The 24,511-nt window shown below is 38.6% G+C and carries 23 protein-coding genes; 7 read left to right on the forward strand and 16 right to left on the reverse strand.

Annotated elements, in window-relative coordinates:
- Position 1 precedes the first annotated feature (1 nt).
- From EL165_RS22575 to EL165_RS22590, 4 genes are read left to right on the forward strand one after another with little or no spacing between them, the layout of a single operon-like run.
- Entirely contained in the window at positions 2-334 is a 333-nt protein-coding gene (locus EL165_RS22575) for a DUF4280 domain-containing protein (protein WP_002981387.1), read from the forward strand.
- Between the two features lie 13 nt (positions 335-347).
- Entirely contained in the window at positions 348-1,067 is a 720-nt protein-coding gene (locus EL165_RS22580) for a hypothetical protein (RefSeq protein WP_002981386.1), read from the forward strand.
- A 28-nt stretch (positions 1,068-1,095) separates the two neighbouring features.
- A complete protein-coding gene (locus EL165_RS22585; protein WP_002981384.1) occupies positions 1,096-1,875 on the forward strand; it encodes a tetratricopeptide repeat protein in 780 nt (259 codons plus the stop codon).
- A 39-nt stretch (positions 1,876-1,914) separates the two neighbouring features.
- Complete coding sequence (locus tag EL165_RS22590; RefSeq protein ID WP_002981382.1) at positions 1,915-2,808, forward strand: hypothetical protein; 894 nt, start codon at positions 1,915-1,917, stop codon at positions 2,806-2,808.
- Between the two features lie 239 nt (positions 2,809-3,047).
- On the opposite strand, the gene EL165_RS22595 is transcribed toward EL165_RS22590, so the two are convergent.
- From EL165_RS22595 to EL165_RS22670, 16 genes are all read right to left on the reverse strand, one after another.
- A complete protein-coding gene (locus EL165_RS22595; protein WP_002981379.1) occupies positions 3,048-3,860 on the reverse strand; it encodes a PRTRC system ThiF family protein in 813 nt (270 codons plus the stop codon).
- Positions 3,857-4,564 (reverse strand): PRTRC system protein B, encoded by a 708-nt coding sequence (locus EL165_RS22600; protein WP_002981377.1) that lies wholly within the window; start codon positions 4,562-4,564, stop codon positions 3,857-3,859. Before EL165_RS22600 ends, EL165_RS22595 begins: the two co-directional genes overlap by 4 nt.
- Positions 4,565-4,576: 12 nt before the next feature.
- Entirely contained in the window at positions 4,577-5,737 is a 1,161-nt protein-coding gene (locus tag EL165_RS22605; protein WP_002981375.1) for a hypothetical protein, read from the reverse strand.
- Positions 5,738-5,753: 16 nt separating this feature from the next.
- Entirely contained in the window at positions 5,754-5,972 is a 219-nt protein-coding gene (locus EL165_RS22610; RefSeq protein WP_002981373.1) for a PRTRC system protein C, read from the reverse strand.
- An 11-nt stretch (positions 5,973-5,983) separates the two neighbouring features.
- Positions 5,984-6,556 (reverse strand): PRTRC system protein E, encoded by a 573-nt coding sequence (locus tag EL165_RS22615; protein ID WP_002981371.1) that lies wholly within the window; start codon positions 6,554-6,556, stop codon positions 5,984-5,986.
- Positions 6,543-6,911, reverse strand: a complete 369-nt coding sequence (locus EL165_RS22620; protein ID WP_002981370.1) for a hypothetical protein — start codon at positions 6,909-6,911, stop codon at positions 6,543-6,545. Before EL165_RS22620 ends, EL165_RS22615 begins: the two co-directional genes overlap by 14 nt.
- A 43-nt stretch (positions 6,912-6,954) precedes the next feature.
- A complete protein-coding gene (locus EL165_RS22625; RefSeq protein ID WP_002981368.1) occupies positions 6,955-7,311 on the reverse strand; it encodes a hypothetical protein in 357 nt (118 codons plus the stop codon).
- Between the two features lie 5 nt (positions 7,312-7,316).
- Entirely contained in the window at positions 7,317-7,763 is a 447-nt protein-coding gene (locus EL165_RS22630; protein ID WP_002981366.1) for a hypothetical protein, read from the reverse strand.
- Between the two features lie 2 nt (positions 7,764-7,765).
- Positions 7,766-8,170 carry a hypothetical protein gene (locus tag EL165_RS22635; protein ID WP_002981363.1) on the reverse strand — a complete coding sequence of 135 codons (405 nt, stop codon included), beginning with the start codon at positions 8,168-8,170 and terminating at the stop codon, positions 7,766-7,768.
- A 6-nt stretch (positions 8,171-8,176) separates the two neighbouring features.
- Positions 8,177-8,599 (reverse strand): hypothetical protein, encoded by a 423-nt coding sequence (locus EL165_RS22640; RefSeq protein WP_002981361.1) that lies wholly within the window; start codon positions 8,597-8,599, stop codon positions 8,177-8,179.
- Positions 8,600-8,659: 60 nt separating this feature from the next.
- Complete coding sequence (locus EL165_RS22645; RefSeq protein WP_002981359.1) at positions 8,660-9,733, reverse strand: DUF932 domain-containing protein; 1,074 nt, start codon at positions 9,731-9,733, stop codon at positions 8,660-8,662.
- Between the two features lie 50 nt (positions 9,734-9,783).
- A complete protein-coding gene (locus EL165_RS22650; protein ID WP_232527557.1) occupies positions 9,784-10,206 on the reverse strand; it encodes a single-stranded DNA-binding protein in 423 nt (140 codons plus the stop codon).
- Between the two features lie 986 nt (positions 10,207-11,192).
- Positions 11,193-12,284, reverse strand: coding sequence for a radical SAM protein (locus EL165_RS22655; protein WP_002981353.1), 1,092 nt, complete (start codon positions 12,282-12,284; stop codon positions 11,193-11,195).
- Complete coding sequence (locus EL165_RS22660; protein WP_002981350.1) at positions 12,262-12,675, reverse strand: hypothetical protein; 414 nt, start codon at positions 12,673-12,675, stop codon at positions 12,262-12,264. Before EL165_RS22660 ends, EL165_RS22655 begins: the two co-directional genes overlap by 23 nt.
- Before the next feature lie 2 nt (positions 12,676-12,677).
- Positions 12,678-13,031 (reverse strand): hypothetical protein, encoded by a 354-nt coding sequence (locus EL165_RS22665; protein WP_126358702.1) that lies wholly within the window; start codon positions 13,029-13,031, stop codon positions 12,678-12,680.
- Positions 13,032-13,053: 22 nt separating this feature from the next.
- Entirely contained in the window at positions 13,054-15,984 is a 2,931-nt protein-coding gene (locus EL165_RS22670) for a phosphorylase family protein (protein WP_002981345.1), read from the reverse strand.
- 311 nt (positions 15,985-16,295) lie between these two features.
- On the opposite strand from EL165_RS22670, the gene EL165_RS22675 reads away from it, so the two are divergent.
- The 3 genes from EL165_RS22675 (at position 16,296) to EL165_RS22685 (ending at position 24,508) form a co-directional block, all read left to right on the forward strand.
- Positions 16,296-16,781 carry a hypothetical protein gene (locus EL165_RS22675; protein WP_002981343.1) on the forward strand — a complete coding sequence of 162 codons (486 nt, stop codon included), beginning with the start codon at positions 16,296-16,298 and terminating at the stop codon, positions 16,779-16,781.
- A 585-nt stretch (positions 16,782-17,366) separates the two neighbouring features.
- Complete coding sequence (locus EL165_RS22680; RefSeq protein WP_002981342.1) at positions 17,367-17,837, forward strand: T9SS type A sorting domain-containing protein; 471 nt, start codon at positions 17,367-17,369, stop codon at positions 17,835-17,837.
- A gap of 11 nt (positions 17,838-17,848) precedes the next feature.
- The gene (locus EL165_RS22685; protein WP_126358703.1) at positions 17,849-24,508 is read left to right on the forward strand and encodes an FG-GAP-like repeat-containing protein; all 6,660 of its coding nucleotides are present in this window, start codon (positions 17,849-17,851) and stop codon (positions 24,506-24,508) included.
- Positions 24,509-24,511 lie beyond the last annotated feature (3 nt).

A 24,511-nucleotide genomic window follows, 5' to 3' on the forward strand; every position in this document is an offset into this window, starting at 1 on the left:
AATGGAATATCTAAAAGACCAGGCGATTCTGGATTGTGACAAGGGCTTACTGACATCAACGTTGATTGTTACTTCCAATCCGAAGATCAAGCTCCGGGAGGGAAAGTTTGCAACTGATAAAGACAATGTTGCAGGATTGAATATCTCTCATTTTGGATTGTGCGCACTGAAAGGAATCTGCCGTTTAAATCTTGAACTTTCAGGTGTTCCATTGACTTGGATCAAGGCTGTACCAAAGATCAAAATATTGGATAAAAAACCATTATCAGACGTATCAAAATGTATATGTCCCTATGGTGGTATTATAAGCTGTAAGAACTCAGGACAACTATAAAAAAAATTAAATTATGGAGTTAGCAATAGCAGGTGGAGCAAGTGGTTTTTTTGCAAGCGCAACCACCGCAGGGACTTCGATGTCGTGGAATCCTATCGGATGGATAATTCTAGCAGTTGTTGCGATTGCTGCAATCTGGTATTTCTGGGACGATATATGTGATTTTTTCTCTGCTGTAGGCAATGCAGTAGCGGAAACAGCAAAGGTGATCTGGGAATTTGTTTCCAGTCCAGCTATACCTGCTCCGCCTCCAGCAATAGATGAGGATCTGCCAAAACCAGTACCTCCTCCAATAGACATACCCCTGGATAAACCCGTTACAGTTCCGATAGCACCGCCGATTACAGTTCCACAGGTAAAGCCTCGAACAAGAAGGCGTGAGAAAGATATTTATAATGTTTATGACCTTCATGTGGGAACACCCGGACTAATGCGTAATTACACGTTTGGAGCTGGGTTCGTAAATCAATTTATGATGAGTGGAGCAATCTGGAAATATGGATTAACTTCTTTTAAGTCGGTTTATGCAAGATATTTAGTAATTTTCCAATTATATCATGGTGATAAAGATGAATATATTTTAAATAATCTATCTTCAGGAAAATTATTACCTTATGAGTGGTATTTACAGAATGTGAACTATGCTACAGCCAACGCTGAGGAAGTTTCTTTGATCGATGCATATACGGCGACGCATGGTAAGCTACCTCCTGGTAACACTTTTAGGGGTTAGTTTTTCACACAATTATAAAATTTGAATAATGAATGAGCAAGAAATAGAGAAGTTATTGCAGAAAATTAGCAATCAAAAAATGTTTGGTGAAACAGAAAAAGCAATCGCCAACTTACATATTTTAAATAATGAGTTCCCGAAAGAAAAGAAGTACTTAGCACTTTTAGCAAGTTCTTATCTTGATGCCGATTCCGTGGAAGTGGCGGAGGAATATTGCGCAAAAGCACTGGAAATAGATCCTAGTTATCCGGAGATATTTGAGCTCAAAGGTCTTATTGCAGAGAAGAAGGGTGATGATGAACTGGCCGAAAAATACTATAAGGAATCTATTTCAACGGGCATTCCCTTTAAAATGGGGCATCTTAGGCTTGTATTATTATATTACAACCTGGAAAAATATGAAGATGCAATTAAGGAAGCTGAATATCTGCTTGCCAATTTTGATATAGGTAGGAATGAGTATTCAGCCGATGAGCAACGTCAAATTTTTGCCCAATGGCTATCGTTTGCGTATAATAGGCTCTATTCGTCCCTTATACGAATTGGTCAATATGAAAAGGCAGCTAATAAAATCAAAGAATTTGTTGCTTTCAGAGCTAACTATGTAAATGATCCTTATCAGTTCCTTACCGAAGATGAGATCCTGTTTAAACTGTACAATGCCTTAAACGATGAAGAAAAGATGAAGGAGATGGAAGAAAAGATGCTAAACCACTATATGCTTCCTGAAAGTATGATTGATTCGATGAAGAAAGATGCACAGCAGGGGTATTTGGAAAGTGCAAACCCCGAAAATTATGCCGTATAAACAGTAAATTATAGGATGGCCATCATCCGCCGTTAAATCATGTCCGATCTATTGAACGCAGTGGAATATAGATTTTCATTTCACAAAAAAAGTTCTTATAAAGGTAAATCGTTATTCAATATAGAATCCTCTGGTACATTCACATTAGAAAAAGTGGATGGTGATAAAGCAGAATCGAATTTTACCTTTACCAATCTTAGCTATAAAAGCAGCAACACGAACGATCCTTTATTGTTCAGTCCTGTCGAATGGAAGTATTCCCGCGATTTAGGGATTGCTGCAATTATCAATAAAAAGAATTTTAAACCCAAGTGGAACCGTTTTAGGGATAAACATCGTAATCCATCAAACAGAGTTCTATTGATGGTCATTGAAAAATTATATTTCAATTCACCATTAGGGATGGAACATGATACCTTTTCAAATGGTGTCTATTTACCTTTCTTTATAGATTCCAATGGCACTTATACTGAGGGCGAAAATTACAGGGGACTGCAATATTTGTCAATGCCACTGGATATACCCTTGGATACTGTATTTGTCTGCAAAAAAGCACATGAAAGGGAAATATTGCTCGAAGGCTGGGTAACGTTAAACGAACAGTTTCTTGATAACCTACTTCTTGATCAGGGGTTTAGGAGTAAAGTAAAGGATTACCATGTATCCAGAGACTTTTCCATTGATTCCAAAATAATTGTTATTAAAGATACTGTTGCTGACGTAGTGAAACAGATAACTTTCAGTTTAACTGTTAAAGGCGAACAGGATCTTTTGGAGGAAATTACTTATGAGGTACATACAGATTTTGATAGCTATGAAGGAAATGTACACAAGATCTTCGAAGGGAAAAAATATACACTTGAAGAGTGGGAGGAATTTGAGCGTGACCGGAAAAGACCAGGAAGGAACTTTTCTTTATTAGACGGGGATTGATTTCACGAAAAATGATATGACATAATTTCTCTATTTTATTATAAAATTCGATGTCTGAATTATTTATCTTATAAAGAATATAAAACGATAAAAAACATATCTGCGAAGCTAACTGGGATACTATGTATCCCACAAATAACCCGCAACGGCTGTCGAAGCGGGGATAGCGTAGAAGGTTACAGCCGTTGCAGCCGATTTTCGCGCCAAAAGCCGAAGGCTTTTGGCCGCCGGCAGTTTTTTCAACTGCCGACGGTAATGGGTTGTGATTTAAAATTTTTCAGATTGAGGAAAAAACCACGGTTTTCTGTCATACCGTCCTTTAGCAGGTTCCATAAAAGCGATGCCCCCAAGTGCGCAATGGTACTATTGATGAAAAGATCCTGTTTTTCAAGTGATTCCGCCAGTGAACAGCTCGGGGTATCATCTTGCTGTTCCGAGATTTGCATAGCTGTACCATATTCCTCAATAATAGATGGTAGGTTTTCAAATGTTTTGAACTTTTTTGAGGTCGGCTGATCTATGTTTCCGATAGTTGAAAGTATGCCCTGTCCTGAAAATTTGGTATTGCCGAGGTCTAGCCAATACTTTGCTTTGTCCCTGTGGTAACTATAATCTTTGGTTAACTTCTGCAATATCTTGTTTATTTCAATTCTTGATGCAACCGTATCTGTACAGGTTACGTAAATTGATGCGCTTGCGTAGTCGGGTATTTGTCCATCGGCATTACGCTCGAATTTTCTTGTTTCCGCTTTCCAGTTTGTACCAGCCCACCTGTTAAGCCTATTGATGATGGCTTGCGATTTATAAAGATTCCGTTCCGATTCAGCAAACCGTTGCCGTCCGATATTGGAAGCTGTAATAATATCATCGTCCCACAGGTGTACGTCCAATCCTGGGTGGTCAAGTTCCATTAAACTATGATTGATTTCCATAAGTGCGGTCATAAATTTAGAGCCCGTTCCGCCCGCACCAATTACATTTACACGAATGGGATTTGTTGGACTTAACAGATAATTGTCCAAGAAATGGATATTTTTCTTTGGCGTTCTCATAATAAAATGTCTTTAAGTTTTTGTGATGTTTTTACAAGCATTTCAGTAGGGAATAGTTTACCGTTATCGATAAGGTTTTCCCACAGCATCACACAGTTTCCCTTAACAGGATTATGGTCAGACATAAGGTGTGAAAAGTAGCTATTGAAAAAGTAGTTTTCCCATAATTTCATCAGCTGGTCAATGGAACCAGTTTCAGCAGTTGAAATATCCACAGTCCCCATACATACGGAGCCATCCGCATAGACGTTAAAATATGGTGCGTTGTAAAGCGGTGTATTGATTGTGGGCTTTCTCGATGTTGAAAGTGCAAAAACTTTCAGCGTTTCCCTGTCTGCAACCCATACCATTGGAGGGGTATGTGCTTTTCCCGACTTTATCCCAAGATGGCTACTAAAGTGCAGATCCCGAAACTGTGCTTTTGTGTACCAGACAATAGTAGCGGATTTAGCATCGAATGATAGCAGGTTGTTGTTAAGGATGCCACTCGATTTTAAAAGGTTAAGATTTTCTTCATCCACCTGTAAAGCTGTCGCAAGTCTTTTGCCCTCGTTCACAGATAGGGGATGTGGATTGATGGGTATACCATTTTCCATGTCAAAATATTCGACATACGTTTCATTAAAGCCTGTCTTACACTGATAAAACACCAATGCGCAGGTAGGGTCAAAATAATTTGCGAAGCTGTTGGTTATATCTTCCATGAGTTCTATTTTTTAAAAGTTATGTTCCTGCCATAGCTGAATGAGCCTGTCAATATTGTCAAATACCTTTGTTTCAAAATCGAAATCATTATTTTCTATTTTTCTGTTATCAAAGGGAATAAACCTTGTCGGTTCGTCTATCTCCGAAAATTCCTGCAGGTCGCCATTTACAAAATCGCAAAGCGTGTGAAAAAGGCTTCCTTCGATGGAAGCGCAGAATGAAACGTAGTTGTCAAGGGTGACAGGGCGTTCGGATTCTTCGGTCATTTCCCTGTACCGTAATGGAAAATATTTCCGATCAATGCGGACATTTGGATAGGTGGTAAAGAGTTCATAAAATGAACTGGCTATTGAATGAACATCTCTTTCAAATTCATTTTTTGGTTTAAATCTGTGTAAGAGCTTTTTAAAAGACTGTAGATTCGTAGGTTCTGTGATTAGTTCTTTTATATGATTTCCTATCAATTCTGCATCCTTGAACTCAGTTAAATATTCATCTGAATTTGAATCTTCCTCCTCATCGTCCAAATAAGAGTTTTCGAGCATATCGTACATGGAGTTCAGGTAGCAATCGTCATTTCTGTAATAGGGAACAGCGAGTACCTGATAGATATATGCGTAAACACAGACCAAAAGTTTACTTGCTTTTACGGTTTTTCTATTGTGCAGGATTGTGTAAAGTGGAATTACAGGGATATAATATAGTGTACATCCTGTGTTGTATCTGTCCTCTTTGGCAAAAAATGTACACTTTCCATCATTGACCAATCTAATTTCCCGCCAGTCCTCGGTGCTAAGTTTAAGCTGTGTTTTCAGGTGTTCCAGTGATTCCGAAATGTTGTACGGATAGGGCAGACCTGCACATTCCAGTTTAGTTACATTCAGTTTTTTTGAGATATTGGAGAGGGATTTAAAAAACTCCCTCTCCAATTTAGAACTGTCGTAATTTTCGCCAATTTCAGGTTCCTGCAATCTTGCATGGAACTGCATTCCTAAAAAGGCATTGGTAACATCGTGTGCGGAGCGGACTGCCGTTTGTCCTTGCGAATTTCTCCTGCATCCTTCGGGCGTTTCATCCAGTTCCCGAACCCGCACAACTGGCGGTGAAGTTGTGACTGGCTTACTGCTGTTGGCAGTTTTACCGTTTGTGGATATTTCTTTTGCATGGTTCATGGGTTTTGAATTTTAATTAACCTTTAGTTCCGATAACTGTCTCAAAGCGGTATTCCACAATGTCGTCCACAATTGTAGGACGTGAAATTTTTGCCGTTGTCAGGGCAGGGTAGTTATTTGAATAAAAATTCAGTACCGCCTGAAGATTCCACTTTGGCTCGGGATCATCGAGCCTGATTTCATGTTCTTTTTCTTTGAGGATAAAAACTCGCTGAAGTGTTGTTGCTACTAACATAATATTGCATTTTAAGGGTTATATTCTTCTTGATCGACCTTTTCCTGCTCTTGTTCCTGCTCTGCTTTCTGCTCGGAAGCTGACCAGAGATCGGGAACAAATTGCTTTTCGTACTCATCCTGTTTCTTTCTGATGTCTTCCTTATGCTCGGGATAATCACCGACTTTCGGCAGTGCCGTCCATGCATCCTTGTACTTTCCTACTTTGGCAAGGGCATCAGCTTTCAGTAGTGCTTCGCTATACTTTCTGCCCTTAGCTTTTTCCTTATCTGATTTCTGTTTTTCCATCGCAGAGTTAGCCTGAGCGGTTTCCAGTCCCTTTAGAAAATTTTGCATATTAGAAATCAGTCCGTCTGCCATCTGAACGGGTTTTTTGATATGTTCAAAGAATCCAAAATCCAGTTCTTCGGGACTTCCTTTTAGATTAAAAGGAGGAATGACATTTTTTGCCTTATCTGCGCAACCATCATTCTCGATCAAAATAGATACGAGTATCCTGTTTTCTGTTGCTTTTGTAATAGATAGCGTCAATTTGCTGTTGATGTCCATCTGTGCAATCTGTCTGAAAAAATTAGCTGTTTCCATAGTAGTTCATTGCTTTGTCGCTTACGCACTCAGTGATATATGATTCTGAAAAGCCCTGTTCCCGTAGGTAGTCTTCGTAGGCTTTCATTTCCCTTTTAAATTCCGCTGTACCTTCCTCCCCTGTGAGAAAAAGTTTATGTGCGGTTCCATTTTTCAGAGCCTTGTTAATGTCCCTGTATAGTTCCTTGATGTGTCTTCGCTGATCGGAAAGTTTACGGACTTCCATTGCGAACATTTGGTATCGTGAAAGAATATCCAAGAAAATGAACGCTTCCACTACATTCTGATTTTTGTAATTCTCTACAAACCTGTTATAGAGCCAGTCTGCGAACTTATATTTTGCCAGTATTTCCATTTTTTAAATATTTATGAGTTTGTTACTTAATTTTAATTCTGTTTCAATTTGGTTCTTCACTATCTTGGTTATTTAGGGTTTCTACGTAGCTTGTATAACGCTCGGTTAGATCTGCACCCTTATAAAATCGGTCAGCACGATAGTTGTAATTTTCCTCGTACATCCTGATCTCTTTTGTTATAAGATTTATGTAATATCTATACATGGCGTTTACCCTTCTTTCATCCATTGTACAGTGCTTTTTGAGAAAATCCATTTCTTTGATGTGGTTATTGAAGTTTAACAGAGGGGTGAATACTTCCTCCACGATATAGCCCTGTTCGGGTGCGCTCGTAGTATCGGCAACACAGATAATCTGCTGTCCGTTTGATAATGTGATATGTAAGTTTGAACGTGTCATTTTTTTTAATTTTTAGCGGTTAAAATTTCCTGTATCAATGTGATGTCAAAATCGACTGTTCTGAATTTGACATTTTCAAAAGCTTCGTAATTTGCCATTCCAGAGGGATGAACTATCAGCGAATCGCTTTTTATGCAGTCAAAGTGCCTGCATAACTGCTCGATTTCCTCCGCTTTGGCATCTAAAAAAGCCAGTTCTTTTTCACCGAGCCACTGCTCGTAGAATGGTACTTTTGCTGTCCTGCACAGCAGAAAGGAAATACCATGTTCTTTCCGTGCGATATATCCCGAATAGGATTCTACATTTAGGATTTCGAGCAGATCTGTTGTTTCAAGAGACTTTTTTAGCCAGTCCCCCCAAAGGGGGATAATGGCTACTTCATAGTTGTTTCGACCTACTTCGCTAAATGCCTTGATCAGCATGACATCAGTCATTTTATCTGATTTTTTCATGACTAAGGATTTAAGTTTATGTCTACAATTTTTCTATCACCGAACAGCATATAAATGGCGTATTTAAAGTCTCGGCTACATTCCTTCTGCTCGGTATAATGTATGGTAGCATGCATGGAGAAAAGCGCATCGTAACCGTCAAACAATTGATCTCTGAACGTCTTTTTATTTCTGTACAGCCTTGTGCCGTTTTTAAGGCATCTGTGCTCAAAATTGGCTATGTAGTCAAACCATATACTGACATCAATATCTTTTTCAGTCCAATTTTCTTCAATCTCGGTTCTATGGTTGTGCCACAGTTCCGCTTCCTTCTTGATAAATTCGGTCAGTGGTTTGAGTTCTTCGGGAAACAGTCTTGCGAGCAGATAGGCTCTGTCAAGGTTGTTCATGTGATGTAAGGTTTTCATATCTTTTTAATTTGAGGTTTCGTTCTTTCTAAAATCAATAGTTACTACCTTATCGTCACCGAAATAGAGTTCTATTGCCAGTCTCAGCATGGTGGGTGTCACTTGGGAACCTGCAAATCTTATCATACAGTGAATACCGAAAACGCTGTTATCCTGATAGAAAAAATGGTCGGCAAAAATCCTCGGATTGCGGTATAGCAGTACACCGAATTTTTCTATTGTCTGTTCAGCATTCTGCACAAGGCTATACCAATAATCGGCTGTTACAATGCAGTTTGGTGGCCATGCTTTTCTAATATCCTGCTCTTTCTCACGTAAATGCGCAATTTCGGTTTTAATAAAGTTGGTCAACGTTCCGAGCTGATCCGGAAAGAGCCTTGCAACGGCAAATGCCCTTTCGTTATTGTTCATTTCTTGTAATGATTTCATGATATTTTCATTTTAAAAAGGTGGCAGTTCTATACAAGCCTGCCACCTTTTGGGCTGTGCTTAATTCAGTTGGAAAATGTCTGTTCCGATTTTCTCGAAAGATGTGCATAGGTCGAATGCTTTCTGTGATTTCAGTTGCGCAGTACCTCCGAGAACGATGCTCTGTAACTTCGATTCATTGTCCTTGTAGTTCCGTACATTTTGAAAGTAGCCAGTTACGGCATTGTAAGCCCCGAACAGCGTGCCTTTGGTTGTTTCCAGTTGCTGTGTATCGTTCATCATGGCGTATGCGAAGGCATCGTCAACCGTATTTTTGAACATGGTCGATAGTTCGTCCTCAGCCCCTTTTTTTAGCAGGTTATAGGCTTCCGTATTTGGGCATAAGGCAAGCTGTATCAACTTTTTAACTTCGCTGTCCTTGATTTTGATGGTTGCCCAATGGTTAAAAATTCCATCCATCTGCGTGGTCATGGTGTTTGCCAGTCCCATTACTTTGTGGGCATCACTCAGACGTTGTTTTGCGCCTGCGGTATGTTTGATTCTTACAACGTTGCTCATATTGCGCAGTGATGCGTTCAGGGTGTTTTGGCATACGATTCTGATCGGTGTAAAGGCTGCTGTAATGCTTCCGCTTCCGTCATGGCTTGTGGTCAGGAAGATGTATTTTTCAATCACATCATCCGAACCTCCTATACGGATATAATTTGGAAGTTTGGCGGTAATGAATATGCGTTCGCCCTGCCCGAGTGCTCCTGCAGTCTCGTACAGAATACCACTTCCACCACCTACGATAGAATCAAAAAACTTAAAGGCGTCTTTATTTTGCACAATGTGGTAATCTCTACCCACAACGCCGAGAACGGTATTGTTATCTGTGCGGATATTGGCGAAATAGTTAGGTACTTCGATTTCAGTGTCCTGAATAACGATACCGTCCGAAATCTGTACAATTCCTGATCCTTTGGTGAACAAAGGGCTTTTTTCTACTTCGTAGTCAAGACCTGCGTGTCTGATTGCTTCGGCACTGGTGGGGTAGTCTTGAACAATCTGTCCTAGTCCGTGCCATGCCTTTTCTTTTACACTAAAAAATGAGTAGCGTCCTGTTCTGTTGTTGAAATTTAAATTGTGTCCCATGATTTCTAATTATTAAAGGGTTAAATGATTTGGATCTTGTGATGTCCTGCCTAAAATGGTAGGTCATCATTTTCGTCCTCTTTTGCAGTGTTGGCAGGTTCCTGTTTTTTACTAGCCTGCAGAGAATCTTTTTCCGATGCTGTTCCCCAAGCGGGTTTGATATTGGAGGTTGTGAAGTTCAGCCCCGCTTTTGGGTTGCCGTCCTTTCCATTCCACGCCCTTGCGCTGATTTGTCCTGTTAGTTCTACATATAGCCCCTGTTTGAGCCATGAGACTGGCTTTGCGCTTCGCCAGTAGGCACATTCAATAAATGCGGTGTTGTCCACCCATTCCCCCTGTTTGTTTTTGTAGCCGTCATTTACCGCCACCCTGAAGTTTACCACTTCCTTACCTGATGTTGTTTTGCTGACGGTTGCATCTTGTGTCAGCCTTCCTGAAATGTTCATAACTTTTGTTTTTAAGTTGTTGTACAATCTTGTTACGTTTGCTCCCTTTCCAGTCCTGCTGAGGCTCGGCCCCAAATCATTTTTTCAAAAGAAAAAACAGGAAAAAAAAGAAAGTCAATCCGTACATAGGGGAATTGCGGTAAGGCAAAAGGAAACGGAATAAAGGATGGGTGAGTGCGACGGCATGTGTTTATGCCGTAGTCTTTTGCGGGCTGAGGGTTGGCTGCCCGATGTACTTTTGAATGTCTTTTTCGACTGTTCTTTTGATAAAACTGATTCCCCCAATCTTATCTCTTTAATAGATTTATGGGGTTAAAGGCATTGTTATTTCATAGGGAATTGCGAGATGATTGTGGAGGTATGCTGTGGACAGCTTGCGATTTGCTATGTATGGGGAGCAGAAAGCTCTTTTACGGAGTGGTGAAGCGATGGAGTAAATGTGCTTTGCTTTTGAAGGGGAAAAAATATAACTGTTAAAAAAATAGGGATATAAAAGAAACATAATCTTGCGTGAGTGATTGAAATGGCATCCTTTTGCTTGGGCAAAAGATATAGTGAAAAGCGCGGTCCTCCGGTCATTTATGAAAATGAGTGAAGGGCACGCCCAATTGTAGTTGTTTCGATTTACAGTTTGTTTTAAATATGTGCTGATAATTTCAGTATGCTACGCATTTTTTTGAAGCATAGTGAAAAATCTGGACGTCCTTTATTTGATTTTTTCAAATTTGCTCGCCATTATATCACATACTTGGAGAAGCACACCCATTTTGAGACAGTAAGAAAAACTAGTTGAAAATATAATCTTGGTAGGAAAATAGTTGATGAGAAGGTTTCTGAAATACTTTTGTTATAAAAAGATATAGTGGTCAAAATAAAATGGGTGACCAAGTTATGTTGGACACCCAAATTTTATTTTACAAGCTATAGATCTGCAATCGTACCCCTACATTTAAATTTCGCGGACCATATTTGCTTCCAGATCTTCGAAATTTCATTAGACGTTAGCTGAAGGTTTAAAAGTTATATTTTAAATTTAGTCGTTCATCTTTCCAGCCACATTGTGAAAGCTCTTCGATAAAAGGACAGCCGCCCATGCAAGTACTTTGATGGGAGCAACCGTTACAGCCGTTATTAAGAATGTTACCTCTATATTTTTTGAAGAATTGATTATTTTGCCAGATATCCACTAAAGAATGCGTTTTTAAATCTCCAAACCAATCATTATTAGTCATAAATGAGCATGGCATCATACGTAAATTCTCATCGATGAAAGCTGAAAACCTTCCGGCATCACATCCTTCGTAAAAGCTAGTATTAACATGTACATGCTTAACAACGCCAGAAATGCTGCAACTGTCAAATCCAATTTTAAATGCCTGCTTTTTTTCATTTACCAAAGCATAGAACCTGCTAATTTTTTCTGGATCTTTTAATAGTAATGAGAGGTTGGGATTTCTTCCGATCGGTTTATAGTTTAAGAATATAATTGAATTTATACCATCCAAAAAGTATGGTGGATTTTCCAGCCATTCTATAGCTGTATCTATAGTTTGACTGTCAGTAACGAAATGTACATTTGCCTTAATTCCATACTGAAAGAGAAGCTCAAGGTGAGTCCTGAATTCGGTATATGGTTCATAAGCACTTATCGCGACTGAGCCACAATACTCCTTGGTTGCGTGCAGTATTTCATCCGTCAGTCCACGACCGTTGGTAGTATAGCATGGTACAATACCATATTCTACAGTCTTTTGAAGTATTTTTATGAAATCAGGATGTTGATTGGGATTCCCCCCACCCAAGGCAACTTGGAGTACATCAGCAGCTTGCGCTTCCTTCATAATATGTTCATAGTCATGTAGTGACATGTGTGATCCCTTCACCGTAGATTTTCTGTAGCAGAAGCTACATCCCTTGTCACACCAGTTTGTAATACTGATATCCAAAAGCTCCGGACCATGCATTGCCCACAGCGGTTCGGGATATCCTTTTTCTTCCGCGCGAATAAAGTAGCCTGTTTTTTTATTGAACATTATCCGGTAATTTTGTTCTGGATAATGTTTGTGCACAATACTTCGGTTATTACCATCCATTTTCTCTAGCATCTATATACAATTTAGGATTTTCTATTATAAACTCGTCTGTGCAGAAAAATGTCTCTACATCGTCATGATCGCTACTGAGCTTGCCGATATAAATTAGTTTACCTTTTTTCTCGCTTTCCAATATTTTTGGGAGCAATTCCTCACCGTACCATAGCCGATTTTTAATAAAATCTTCAAAACTGAGACTGAATCCCTCTCTTCGGTGAAGCTCGCGGGCTGGTGTCATGCTGTCTTTAAAACATTCAAATAGCTGTTTGTAAATATCAATAAACTGGCTGCTGGTATCAATGCCGACAGCCTTAATGAATGTATTAAGCTTAAATTCTCCATCACTGATTATAATAAAAGAGGTAGAAGAACTATTGGTCACAAAATCATATCTAACTTTCATAATTATTTGGTTAAAAGTATTTCAGTAATTCGGTCGAACATTGTTTCAGAATTCATAAATGTTGATATTTCCCAATTTCCATATGAATTTTGGTCCTTTCGATAAAGTCGACACTCTTTATTTTCCTCAAGGGCTTCCATTAATTCTTCAATCGATTCAACTTCAAGATTGTATTTTTTGTACAGATATTCCTCAAGGGTCCCATATTCAACGGAATAAAATTTTTTGTATTCAGCAATCACGTCTATTCGTTCAGAAATTATGCTCTGATACATTTCCGTGAACATTTTTTTTGCATACCCATCTTTTGCACCTGTTTTTTTTAGGAAATTCTTTTCGGTTAAGTCAGGATGCATCAGCACCATGATCTTATAAGATTCATAAAATAATACCATATTGCTTACAAAAGGATTTAATTTCTTTAACTAGATTTTCATTTTTCGCTTTCAGAGCTTTCGAAAGCTGCTCTTTTGCTTTGTCGGGATATTTGTATCTATATCTTTCATAAATTGATTTTATTTCCCAGTTGTTGGGATTTGTAAACATATAAATGAGTAATTCAAAGGGATGGTGGTGTACATCCTCAAACTTCTTTGATGCTAGCCTTTTCTTTAATCGATCTAAAATATCATTTTGTCTTATTAAGCCGCCGGACCAATCACTTAATGAGAAAGCCCTGATAAAGGCTTTATCATAATTTGTACTGGTTAATGACCTTAAATGCTCAAATAAATGTTGGATATTTAGGTTTTTATGGCGCTGTAAGTCAGTTCGTGACAATAGGGCGTATAAGATCCGAGCGGAATTATAGGCATGTATTAATAAATTACTAAACAATCTTTCCCTGTCTTTTTCTTCTATATATTCGTCTTTTAGATTAAAAATTGATCGCTCGAATATATATTCATACCAGTCCTGTTTTTCGATTAGTTTAATTAAATCACCGTCGCCCGATTTTCGGGATGCATGGAATAAAAATATTCCGCAGCCTTCGCGAATAGGAGATCCTTCAATAAACTGGTCATTTAGAAAATTTTCAAATTCTGCGGGTGAATTTTTATAAGTTTTGGAGATCAGATATTTAGACAATAGAAAATCACGAAATTCATCGAATGTAAAGTTGACAGTTTCCGATGTGTCAAAAATATCATCATTATTTTGTAGGTCACGACGAACCAATATATTTTCATCAAGAAATCTAATGTACAGTTCCTTGTTTTTGCCGTGAATAATATCATCAAGGGGTATATTGGCGTATTCGTTATGTTTTATCATGTATTCAACGATTGCCAAGATAAACTTCTTGATATCGATTTCTCCACTTATACCAAAATCGTCATTCGATTTAAGACGATCATTTATTTCCTTGGTTTTTACCTCAAAGTATTGTGTAAACAGTTCCTCTTTGTAAATATTTTCAACCTTATGAACGTCCTTACCTTGGTAGGCATCACAAAAAATCCGCAACAATAAAAAATTATCGACCAGCTGGCCATAGGCTTTATGGCTAAAGGACTTATACTTGATTTTAAAGTGCTCAAGATATCTGTCAAAAAGCTTTCGGTTTACTTTGTCTTCGTGGTGGTACCTATAATTGTTAAGCGAATCAATTTGTAAAATTTCCTCTTTGAAGCTCGAGTTTTCAAGTTTTGCAAAATTAGCTTTGTAGTATTCTGTTCTACAGGTCAGGATCATACGCACAAAGTCGTAATCAAGAATTTCTGATATAAATTCATTAAGGGACTTACTCAGTTCAGCTGGATTACCGTTTTCGTTCAGTCCGTCAATAATAATTACAAAACATTTACCGGTTTTTAGTGCGTAATCTTTTAGTTCAGCCATAAACTCCACAAAGGTTACTTCCTCACCATCAGGAAATACTCTTTTAAGAATTGAGCTTCTGATATCGTTTGCATCAATTTCTGTTCCCAGCAGAAAGACGCACGGGATATCTAATTTGAGCAGAAAATTTTGTGAGAAGTCACATACAAAATTTGTTTTCCCCTGACCTGGCATTTCTTTGATCAATGCAACCTTGGATTTTAGACTTTCCAGATCAGATAGATTATCTCTCAATTTGTAAGAAAACAAACTACATTCATTTCCAAGATTTATTTGTTTGATTCTGTTATCAGTATCTCGGAGATTTTGTAACCAGTTTTGCGCCTGTTCACTGATATTGGTAATGTTCACTTGCTTAGGCTCGAATTTAAATAACGAGGGATTAAAACTAAAAGGTGGAAGGGCCAGTTTTTTCAGTCTTTTCTCCAAAGCAGAAAAGTCCAGAACCTCTACTTCTTTAAGACACTTCTCGGCAAATAAAACAGGATGAGCCATATTTCGAAGTAGATCCTTCTGCCGGCCCATCTCTATAAAGGTGTCGGGAATGTACTTACCTGAATTTATCTGCTTTTTAATCTGACGGTTCGTCTGAATTTTTAGTGCTTCATGAACTTTTTTTTTTGAGGTTGATAATTTATCAACTATTTTCTTAGGGGCCGTTGTGGTCAAAATATCATCAAAACCATATGGAGAGCTAAAAACATGTTCACAGAGATTAACTGCTGAAGAAATAGCTACTTTTTGGTTATGGGCCTTCTTTTTACTTTTGTTACCGTCAGCGTAATCGCAGATTGCTTTTACTAAAATCCAATGATGGACCTGGCCGTCGCAGGCTGCATAAATGCCGGCGCCTTCCATTTCCCCGCCGATTGCAGTTGGTTCAGCTTTTAAAAGTTCATCCCTAAATTCCTGGTCGTCAATAAGTTTTTCTCCGGATAATATCAAGCCGGAAATTATTTGCGGTGTACGTGTGCCGATCTTATACTCCCAATCGGTCACTGACTTAAACCTGTTAACGAGTACTGAACTTGCAGGGCCTTCTTTTCCACGGGGTATCACTTTTATGCCAACCCTTTGAGATTCGTAAGCAACGATCCTTTCTGCTACTAAAACATCGCCTATTTTTTGCTTCTTTTTATCAATACCAAATGCTATACCTACCATGAGTACAGCTTTGGGTTTCCATAAAGAAATTGCGTGCATTGTTGTTGTAATAGATCCATTTCTGCTTACGGCTCCCATGTCATCGCATGCGACATGAACTGCAGGATAGGCTCCGAAGGTCCCTAAAAAATAAGTCTGTTTATCTTTTGATACTTTTATAATTTTATCCTCTTCTGGTAAGGGCTTTAAATATTGATGAAGTTCTTTTTTCTCAGTTTCTGTTGCAGTAACTATGAGTAGATTAAATAATTCATCGTTTGCGGTAATAAATTCGGAACCGACCTCCTTGTACGAAATCTTCATTTGTTAATACTGGCTTAATTTAGTTGTTAATATAGCAATATTTTTTCAGTTTTAGTAATGCAGGCTTAGGATATTTTTTTATAAATTTTATAAATTGATGATTTCTCAACAGAAGGGAAATGCAACAGTGAGGGGGACTGATATGTTCAATTAATGGGGCTAGGAGTGGCCAGTCCAGTTATAAATTTTATATTTTAAAATAGGAAAGATTTACTGTTTTCTGTAATGTTCTCGACAGTGAAAGCAAATACGGCTCATAAAGAGATATCATTTTTATTTAAAGTGATGTAAATTGTGCTAAAAAACTTATCATGGAAATATTTTATAGTATCAGTATTGATGTAAGCATCAGCGACGTTGAAGCTGGATTATTACATAAATATTTGAAAATGCATCCAAAAGAAAGACTGTATATAGGTGAAGGGCATTTTGCATTTTACTTTAATGAGTTCGAACAAAACAAGGAGTTTGAATTAACGCTGAACACTGCAATCATTGATTCCTGCGTGACAGTTTTGGAGGACCAGGATCTGGGTGATCCGCTGGAAAATTTACTAAAGAGAAACCTTCTGGAAAAAATTTATAAGTGGTCAGATATAATTGATAATGAACAAAAAGCTATTGATGAGTTGGAAAATGATTTTTATATGAATTGCACTGAAGAATTTTATAAGGCGGATATCGGTTTTAGTTTTGAAAATTATTTAAAACTCCATAAGCAGGCTAGTCATGTTCAAATTTTAATTAAACAAAAGGCATCTCTGTTAGAGAAGGTTATGCGCTTCTTTAAGCTGTAAATATTTGTAGGGTTTCAGCCTAGAACCAAATTCTTAAAAGGCACCCACATTATAGGTTATCTGACTAAATTTCTCAAGGCAGTTCAAAAGTAATTACAGTGTTGAATAGTGTTATCCTATGCACGGAAATATTAAGTAAAGTTGGAAATTTTTACATATTAGAAGTGAATTATAACCAGTTTGATATGCAATTTTCTAATACTGTACAATCCGTAAAAACCCGATAAATAAATAGTGGAATCACTTAATCACTGAATTTCAATATTTTTTATCTTAACTGCCTGAAACAAAATAACCTAACCAAAATGCAAAACTTTAATTATGCAATTTATCCCCTAAATTGTAATCCTCCTACTTTTAGACATTTCGATTAGCTACCCCTACGGGAAAATTTAAAGCTAACTAAGCTCGCTTTAATACAGCTAAAAAAATCCATCAAGGTGTTTTAAAAAAAATGCAAGGAAGCTGCAGGTAATTTCGAAGCATCAATTGTGCGCTTGAATGGTAAATATATGACCCTATGATAGGGTTACTCCCCACTTACAATAGAAACCTAATTTATTAACAAAATAATATTATGATTTTATGAAAAGAAAATTTATCTCCCTATTATCCTTATCGATAGGGGTATTCGGATTTTCTCAAACATCCGAAGTTTATTTTAAGTATGATGAAGCCGGGAACCAGCGGTATAGGGGACCGGACATCAATGGAAAGCAGGCTGCTGAAAGCTCCGACAAAAAGGAGAATAAGGTAGCCTCCGTGGGGCAGACCCAGGTTATGACAGAAGCTGAGTTCTTCAAAGAGATCCGTTTGTATCCGGTTCCTGTAAATGATTATTTGACCATTGACTGGACGGACAAGGTTGATGGACTGATTGAATCAGTTTCACTCTACCAGCATAGTACTGTGCACTGGAAATTTCAGCAACAGAATTTGCCGAGTTTGAATAAGCAGCTCAAGATCAATATGACGGGGTATGATTGGGGTGTCTATGTCGTAAGATTTGTACTGAAAGACGGAAGAACACTGAGTAAGAACATCACAAAAAGATAAATAAAATGGATATGAAATTTATTAACAAAAAGACATTCTTACTGTCCTTTCTACAGATTTTCATTTCGCTGATGACCTTCGGGCAATTTGTAAGCCCTTCGCAGTATTTTCATGATACGCAGGGGAATATAGATGTAAATGAAGGAGGACAGCTTCAATTTAATATGGCAATCGATTTACCGCCCGGCGTTAAAAATGTATCTCCGCAGGTAGGTCTTGTTTATCTGAGTGGCGCTGGGAACGGTACTGCGGGGTACGGATGGAATATTTCGGGTATTACATCAATCTCCAGGGTTGGTAAAAATATAGAAAAAGACGGTGAATTTAGGGGCGTACAGCTTGATTATTCCGATTACTACAGTTTTAACGGTCAACGTTTAATTTTGAAATCAGGCGAGTATGGTAAAGATGGAGCGGAGTACGTAACGGAAAAATTCTCGAACACAAAAATTAAGTCTGTAGGTTCGATCACAGGTCAAATCTGGAGTGGGCCGGAATATTGGGAGGTTACTTTAGCAGATGGTTCACTGGCATGGTACGGAGCAACAGCTTCGGGAAGTAGTAATGCCAGAACTCCTCTGGAATATAATATTGTTAAGTGGAAGGACCCACAGGGAAATTATATCTCGTATGACTATCTGCAGGGCAGCGGAACGAATGTTTCATTGATCTCGAGTATAAAATGGGGCGGTAATGAAAGTCTGGGAAAAGCTCATTATAACGAGGTTCAGTTCAATTATAATGGGACATATACAAGGCAATTAATCGAACAATCGTACGTCAATGGAATCGCTTTAATACAGGACAAGCTTCTGAACAGCATTGTATCAAAGACTAATAACTCACAGTACCGCAAATATGAAATCACTTACAAATTAGATGTTTCAAAATATCAGTTTGTCGATAAGATACAGGAGTTCAGTGCTGACAATCAACCAGCAAATCCGATCGAATTTCACCGTAATGAAAATCAAAGTGGTGCGACAGGTTCTGTTTCTGATGGTACATGGACACCGTTTCGCGAAATGGCCCTTAGTGGTGATTTTAGGGGGATACACAGCACTGATTTTATTGTATATAATAATGCTTGGGGAGGTAATCCCACGGGATATTATTTAAGTACAGGTGGTAATACTTCGCCACTTTATTATTTAGGAACAGAAAATGTATACAACGGCGCGATTCCGATAACTATTAAAGACAGCAATAATTATACGAGCAGCCGGCAGGGTTTTGTTTCATATACACTGAATTCCACAACAAAGGATGTAACGCTGAAATATTATCTTATTGACCTTACAAAACCTATTTCCTATACGGGTTCAGGTTTTCTCTATCCCAATGCGTTGACCCTTGTTGAGACTAAAGTCATTCCGGGAAGCCAGTGGAGCGAAACAGAGCACACATCGACAACAAATCCTTTAACTTACTATGATAAAACATCGTCTATCAGAAAACTGCTTCAATATGACATTGATGGCGATGGCATTTCTGAGGTACTGATTGAAAAATCGATCCGCATCACCAATACATGGTGTCCCGGTGGTGGCGGAGGTGGTACCGTTGATCCTAGTTTAGATCCAAACGGACGGCCGATCAATTGCGAGAGTTCCAGCATAGATGAAACAAAATATTTCGTTGCCAAACAACAGGACAGCACATTTCCATATGTTGAATTTTACCTAACCAAAAGTGAGGACATTGTCATGGGAGACTTCAATGGTGACGGTCTTGATGATATAGCGCAATCCAGTCCGAATTGGGGTTCTACGGTAAATGGTGAATTCGTACCTGCTAATTTATTACAGGCATATAATGTCAAAAAAGATGCCCAGGGGAATTACAGTTTGGTTGAAGTCTACAATGCGGACTATTTGGGCTTATCGGCGAGTGTACAGGTAGCAGATTTCAATGGCGATGGAATTTCAGATCTATTTAGCAGAACGAATGTTAACAACCATTACTTTGTGAATCTGAACAACGGTAAAAGCTTTGAGAAAACGCCATATTTCAATGATTTTAATGCTACTGACAGTTATACATCATCTCAAAATGGTTATTATTCAACTGCAAAGGTTTTGGACATCAATGCCGATGGAAAGTCGGATATCATAGATTTTAGTACAAGCTATAATATCGCCTCACCGACATCAGCAAGTTCATCTTTTACTATCAAGGTTCGTCCGAGCCAAGGTTACGCGAATGGTAAGATACAATTTGGTTCCGATACCCCGGTAACGAATAATTATAATGCACCTCTTATTTACAGGGAACTTTTGGGACTAAGACAGAATGAGTTATATCTGTTCAGACCCAGTAATTCAAATGTGGGGGGCATAAACAATTATTATCATTTTTCCAACCTGCAGAGGGCAATGGTGGAAAGAATAAATCAGGCAGGAAGGGGAACCTTAATCAGCTACGATACAGGGATAAGTGGATGTGCAGCGTGTTATACAGGTGTTAAAAATGAACAATATCCATTGATGGAGCTGGCGAATGTAAATTCACAACTGGTTTCAAGGATTTCTGAATGGGGTAATCAGCCTAACAGTGGCAGATTTAAATTGTTCCGCTATCGTGGCCTTATTATGAACCTGCACAATAGAAAGACGATAGGTTTTCGACAAATAGCAAGTTCAGCATGGAATACAACTATTTATCCTGCAAACACTTTACTTAGTACGCACGTATGGTCCGGGGTGGAAACCGACCCACTTAACCAGGGTGCAACCATTAAGGAATGGTCGATCAGAACCAACGATGAAACTAAAATATTTCCAGCGGATATTTCTGAAAACAATAATCAGCTTTTAAGTTTTAAATCTACGGTCTATCAGACGGACAAACTTGTTGACGGACAAATAGTGACAACTGTCAACGATGGCAATAAGGCTAAAGTAGTAACGGCAATTTTTCCGAAAATAACCAGAGCAAAGGATTTCCTGACGGGTGCGGTTTCCGAAAGTACCGTGACTTATGGCGATTTTTATCTTCCTTCCCAGACCCTATCGAAACTTAATACTTCGTATGCAGTTAAGACTACCAATTACCTCTATGCTAATAATCCAGCTGGAACTGGAGCAAATTATTATGTCGGACGTCCGTTATCAAAAAATGAAACTGTACAGGCTTATAGTGATGTACAGTCGAACAAGGAAGAGTACACCTATGATAATAACAATCTAAAAACGGTAAAAAAATGGAATAGGGACAACTCCGGTTATCTGCTGGATACATTTACCTATGATGGTTTTGGTAATGTAACGCAAAAGGTTACTAGCAACAGTATTGATTCCAGTACGGAAAGTAATGGTAAAGTATATGATGCAACGGGACGTTTTGTATCCAAGCAGACTGATAATCTAAACTTAGAGACCAATAGTACTTATAATATCTGGGGGAAATTAGAGACTCAGACAGACCCTTTCGGAATTGTTGTTACCAATACATATGATTCATGGGATAAAATGTTAACCTCAGCATCAAATTTAGGTGGAATTACTACCTATCAATATGACAAGGATAACAAATATAATGTAACCATTACTCAACAGGCTGCGGATGGGAATGTGACCAAAACTTTTACAAATGAATGGGGTCAGGTCTATAAAAAATCCAGCAAGGCATTTGCGCAGGGACAGTTCATTTCAAAAGATACGAAATATGATATTTTGGGTAGAAAGACTGCTGAAAGCGAGCAGTATTTCGACAGTGGTTCCCCTACATTATGGAACGTAATTACGTATGACGATACTGTCTATCCGGTGAAAGTGACCACAACTGGTTTAGCTACCTTAAACGCTTCTGGAGCCATAAGCTCATTTGTAGGAAAGAAAGTGGAAACAGTAACTTCCGGAGTAACCGTTACCACAACTGAGCTTAATAATTATAATAAGGTTACCTCAAAAACTAGCGATATACTTGGAAACATCATTTCCTCAACAGACAAGGGCGGAACGATCCAGTTCAGTTACAATGCTGCAGGACAGCAGATCAAAGCGAAATATGGTGAAAATACAGTCAGTACAAAATATGATGTATGGGGCAGAAAGTCCGAACATAACGATCCATCCAATGGCGTGTATAAATATGAATTTGATGGATTAGGAAAAGGAAAAAAGACGACCAGCCCTAGGGGAACAAAGGAATTTGTCTATAATAATCTTGGGCAATTAATATCCCAGACCGAATTTTCAACAATTGATAGTGGTCAGACCACTAACAAAAGCATTTCTTTCGGATATAACACCAAGGGACAGCTTACCTCAAAGTCCGGCACAGTTGCAGGTCAGGCTTTCAGCACCACCTTTACTTTCGATACTTATGGTAGACCATTATCTTCAACAGAGAACAGCAACGGGAAGAAATACCTTGAAAAGAATATCATTTATGATAGTAAAGGAAGAATATCTTCTTATGAAAAAGAACTGCAGTCTGCTGGAGTTACGACCAATGTAAAGATCGAAAATGTTTACAGCTCGTGGAACGGTGAACTTTATCAGTTAAAGGAAAAAAATTCAGGGAAGATCTTGTGGGAACTGCAGACCAGCAATTCAAAAGGGCAGGCGCTGACAGCCAAATTAGGTGGTACAAATATTCTAAATTCTTATAATGAAGCGACAGGTTTCCTAACTGAGATCAAGCACTCCTCAGTGGTACAGCAAAGTATTTTAAATATCAAATATACGTTTGATGCTGTTAAAAATGAACTGAAGCTCAGGGAGACATTAGGTGATTTCAATATTTCAGAATCATTCAATTATGATGAAAACAACCGTCTGATCAACTGGACTGATCCGAGAACAGGACAGCTTTCTCAAAATACCTATGACATTAAGGGTAGAATCCTTCAAAATGACCAGGTAGGTACGATGAAATATGAAAATCAGTCTAAGATTTACCAGCCGACGGGAATGACATTGAATGCCGCAGGAACACAGAATTACAACGGTGATCTTATTCAATCGATACTTTACAACGAGAATAATGATCCTGTACAGATCAATGGCGAAAAAGACCGTATCAGTTTCAAGTACGGGCTAGGTTCGATGAGGCAGCGTGTCGATATTATTAAGTTAAAACAGTTCGGCGGTGGAGATCCGGGAGATCCACCCGTGGAGTCATTTTCAACAGGCGAGAACTTACAACCTCTGCCACCAGTTTGGCAGGTTCAGGAATCTAAATTTTACAATGAAGACGGAAGTTTTGAGATTGTATTCGACCAGACAACAAACCAGGAAAAGCATATTCTTTACATTGCTGGCACACCTTACGAATCGAACATAGTTTTCTTAAAGAATTTTGGGGAGAGTACTGGATCATTTAAATTTTTGCACAAAGACTATCTGGGAAGTATCCTGGCGATCACAGATGAAGCCGGCAATAAGTTAGAGCAAAGACATTATGATGCCTGGGGGAACTTTACTCACCTAAAGATAGGTTCCGGAGCCGTTATTACGGATAAGGCAACGCTGAAAACGGCAAGCTTACTTCTTGATCGTGGATATACCAGCCATGAGCATTTTATGCAGGTAGGTATCGTCCACATGAACGGAAGGCTGTATGATCCGCTATTAAGAAGATTTTTGAACGCGGATGAAAATATCCAAGATCCTACGAACACGCAGAACTATAATAAATACGGTTATGTAATGAATAATCCGTTATTATATAATGATCCAAGCGGGGAAATATGGGGTTGGTTAATTGGTATGGTAGTGGGAAGTTACATTAGCGGGGTTCAGGCCAATCATGGACAGTTGAACCCTGTAAAATGGGACTGGAAACAGACCTGGACAGCTGTTGTGGGTGGTGCATTTGCCGGAGCAGCCATTGGGCAGAGTATTCAGAATATCAGTGTCAATGGGACCAAATTCGTACAAAACTCCGTAGTAGGCGCTGTTGGAAGTATCTTTAATGGGTTAGCGACGGGACAGAATATCTTTAAGAGTGCGTTGGTAGGATTTACGGGATTAAGCTATTCCTTTAATATTGGTGGGAATAATGTGACCGCTACTGAAGGTATTGCTGATCGATTTAAGTACATCATATCCCCAGATTACAATCAGAGCGGTTCAGATGTTGATGTTTTTGGCGGGTATATGCCTTTAACAAAGGAAATATATGCACAGTACATTTTAGGAAGGGGAAGAGGACAGCTGAGTGGAACTGACGAAAATTATTTAGGGCATATGTTTGAAAAGGTATTTATAGATTGGGCTCAGTTTAATATTGGACCTAATGTAAAGGATAATACGATCGGAAAAAATTACTACGGTACCGTTCCTGATGCGACCTCACCATTGGCAACCGATACCAATTATGTGCCTGACGGCGTATTTTATGAAGTTAAGAATACTTTTAGAAATATTGGAATAGCAACTGCGCAGGTAAAACGAGAAATGAATGCATTATCAATCAATAATTTGACGCACGGAATTCCGGGCGGCGTAATGATCATCGCTTCTCCTGCAGGGGTTAATCTAACAGGCCCATTGATGGGATATGCTAGAAATTTAAACATCGATCTTGTTCATTTTTACAGTATGTATAGAATGGAAGGGAGTTTGATGAAGGTTCGCTTTATGACGTCCTCAATCATAAACCTATTTAATACAGCGGTAAAATTGGGTGGTACAAGTGTACCTGCATATAGAACTCCAAATTAAAAG

Origin of the sequence: Chryseobacterium gleum, from assembly GCF_900636535.1 — a bacterium.
Taxonomy (GTDB): Bacteria; Bacteroidota; Bacteroidia; order Flavobacteriales; family Weeksellaceae; genus Chryseobacterium; species Chryseobacterium gleum.

Excerpts from the sequence above, each read along its gene's own strand:
- EL165_RS22575 (WP_002981387.1), top strand. The coding sequence starts at position 2 with ATGGAATATCTAAAAGACCAGGCGATTCTGGATTGTGACAAGGGCTTA.
- EL165_RS22580 (WP_002981386.1), top strand. The coding sequence starts at position 348 with ATGGAGTTAGCAATAGCAGGTGGAGCAAGTGGTTTTTTTGCAAGCGCA.
- EL165_RS22585 (WP_002981384.1), top strand. The coding sequence starts at position 1,096 with ATGAATGAGCAAGAAATAGAGAAGTTATTGCAGAAAATTAGCAATCAA.
- EL165_RS22590 (WP_002981382.1), top strand. The coding sequence starts at position 1,915 with ATGTCCGATCTATTGAACGCAGTGGAATATAGATTTTCATTTCACAAA.
- EL165_RS22595 (WP_002981379.1), bottom strand. The coding sequence starts at position 3,860 with ATGAGAACGCCAAAGAAAAATATCCATTTCTTGGACAATTATCTGTTA.
- EL165_RS22600 (WP_002981377.1), bottom strand. The coding sequence starts at position 4,564 with ATGGAAGATATAACCAACAGCTTCGCAAATTATTTTGACCCTACCTGC.
- EL165_RS22605 (WP_002981375.1), bottom strand. The coding sequence starts at position 5,737 with ATGAACCATGCAAAAGAAATATCCACAAACGGTAAAACTGCCAACAGC.
- EL165_RS22610 (WP_002981373.1), bottom strand. The coding sequence starts at position 5,972 with ATGTTAGTAGCAACAACACTTCAGCGAGTTTTTATCCTCAAAGAAAAA.
- EL165_RS22615 (WP_002981371.1), bottom strand. The coding sequence starts at position 6,556 with ATGGAAACAGCTAATTTTTTCAGACAGATTGCACAGATGGACATCAAC.
- EL165_RS22620 (WP_002981370.1), bottom strand. The coding sequence starts at position 6,911 with ATGGAAATACTGGCAAAATATAAGTTCGCAGACTGGCTCTATAACAGG.
- EL165_RS22625 (WP_002981368.1), bottom strand. The coding sequence starts at position 7,311 with ATGACACGTTCAAACTTACATATCACATTATCAAACGGACAGCAGATT.
- EL165_RS22630 (WP_002981366.1), bottom strand. The coding sequence starts at position 7,763 with ATGAAAAAATCAGATAAAATGACTGATGTCATGCTGATCAAGGCATTT.
- EL165_RS22635 (WP_002981363.1), bottom strand. The coding sequence starts at position 8,170 with ATGAAAACCTTACATCACATGAACAACCTTGACAGAGCCTATCTGCTC.
- EL165_RS22640 (WP_002981361.1), bottom strand. The coding sequence starts at position 8,599 with ATGAAATCATTACAAGAAATGAACAATAACGAAAGGGCATTTGCCGTT.
- EL165_RS22645 (WP_002981359.1), bottom strand. The coding sequence starts at position 9,733 with ATGGGACACAATTTAAATTTCAACAACAGAACAGGACGCTACTCATTT.
- EL165_RS22655 (WP_002981353.1), bottom strand. The coding sequence starts at position 12,284 with ATGCTAGAGAAAATGGATGGTAATAACCGAAGTATTGTGCACAAACAT.
- EL165_RS22660 (WP_002981350.1), bottom strand. The coding sequence starts at position 12,675 with ATGAAAGTTAGATATGATTTTGTGACCAATAGTTCTTCTACCTCTTTT.
- EL165_RS22665 (WP_126358702.1), bottom strand. The coding sequence starts at position 13,031 with ATGCATCCTGACTTAACCGAAAAGAATTTCCTAAAAAAAACAGGTGCA.
- EL165_RS22670 (WP_002981345.1), bottom strand. The coding sequence starts at position 15,984 with ATGAAGATTTCGTACAAGGAGGTCGGTTCCGAATTTATTACCGCAAAC.
- EL165_RS22675 (WP_002981343.1), top strand. The coding sequence starts at position 16,296 with ATGGAAATATTTTATAGTATCAGTATTGATGTAAGCATCAGCGACGTT.
- EL165_RS22680 (WP_002981342.1), top strand. The coding sequence starts at position 17,367 with ATGAAAAGAAAATTTATCTCCCTATTATCCTTATCGATAGGGGTATTC.
- EL165_RS22685 (WP_126358703.1), top strand. The coding sequence starts at position 17,849 with ATGAAATTTATTAACAAAAAGACATTCTTACTGTCCTTTCTACAGATT.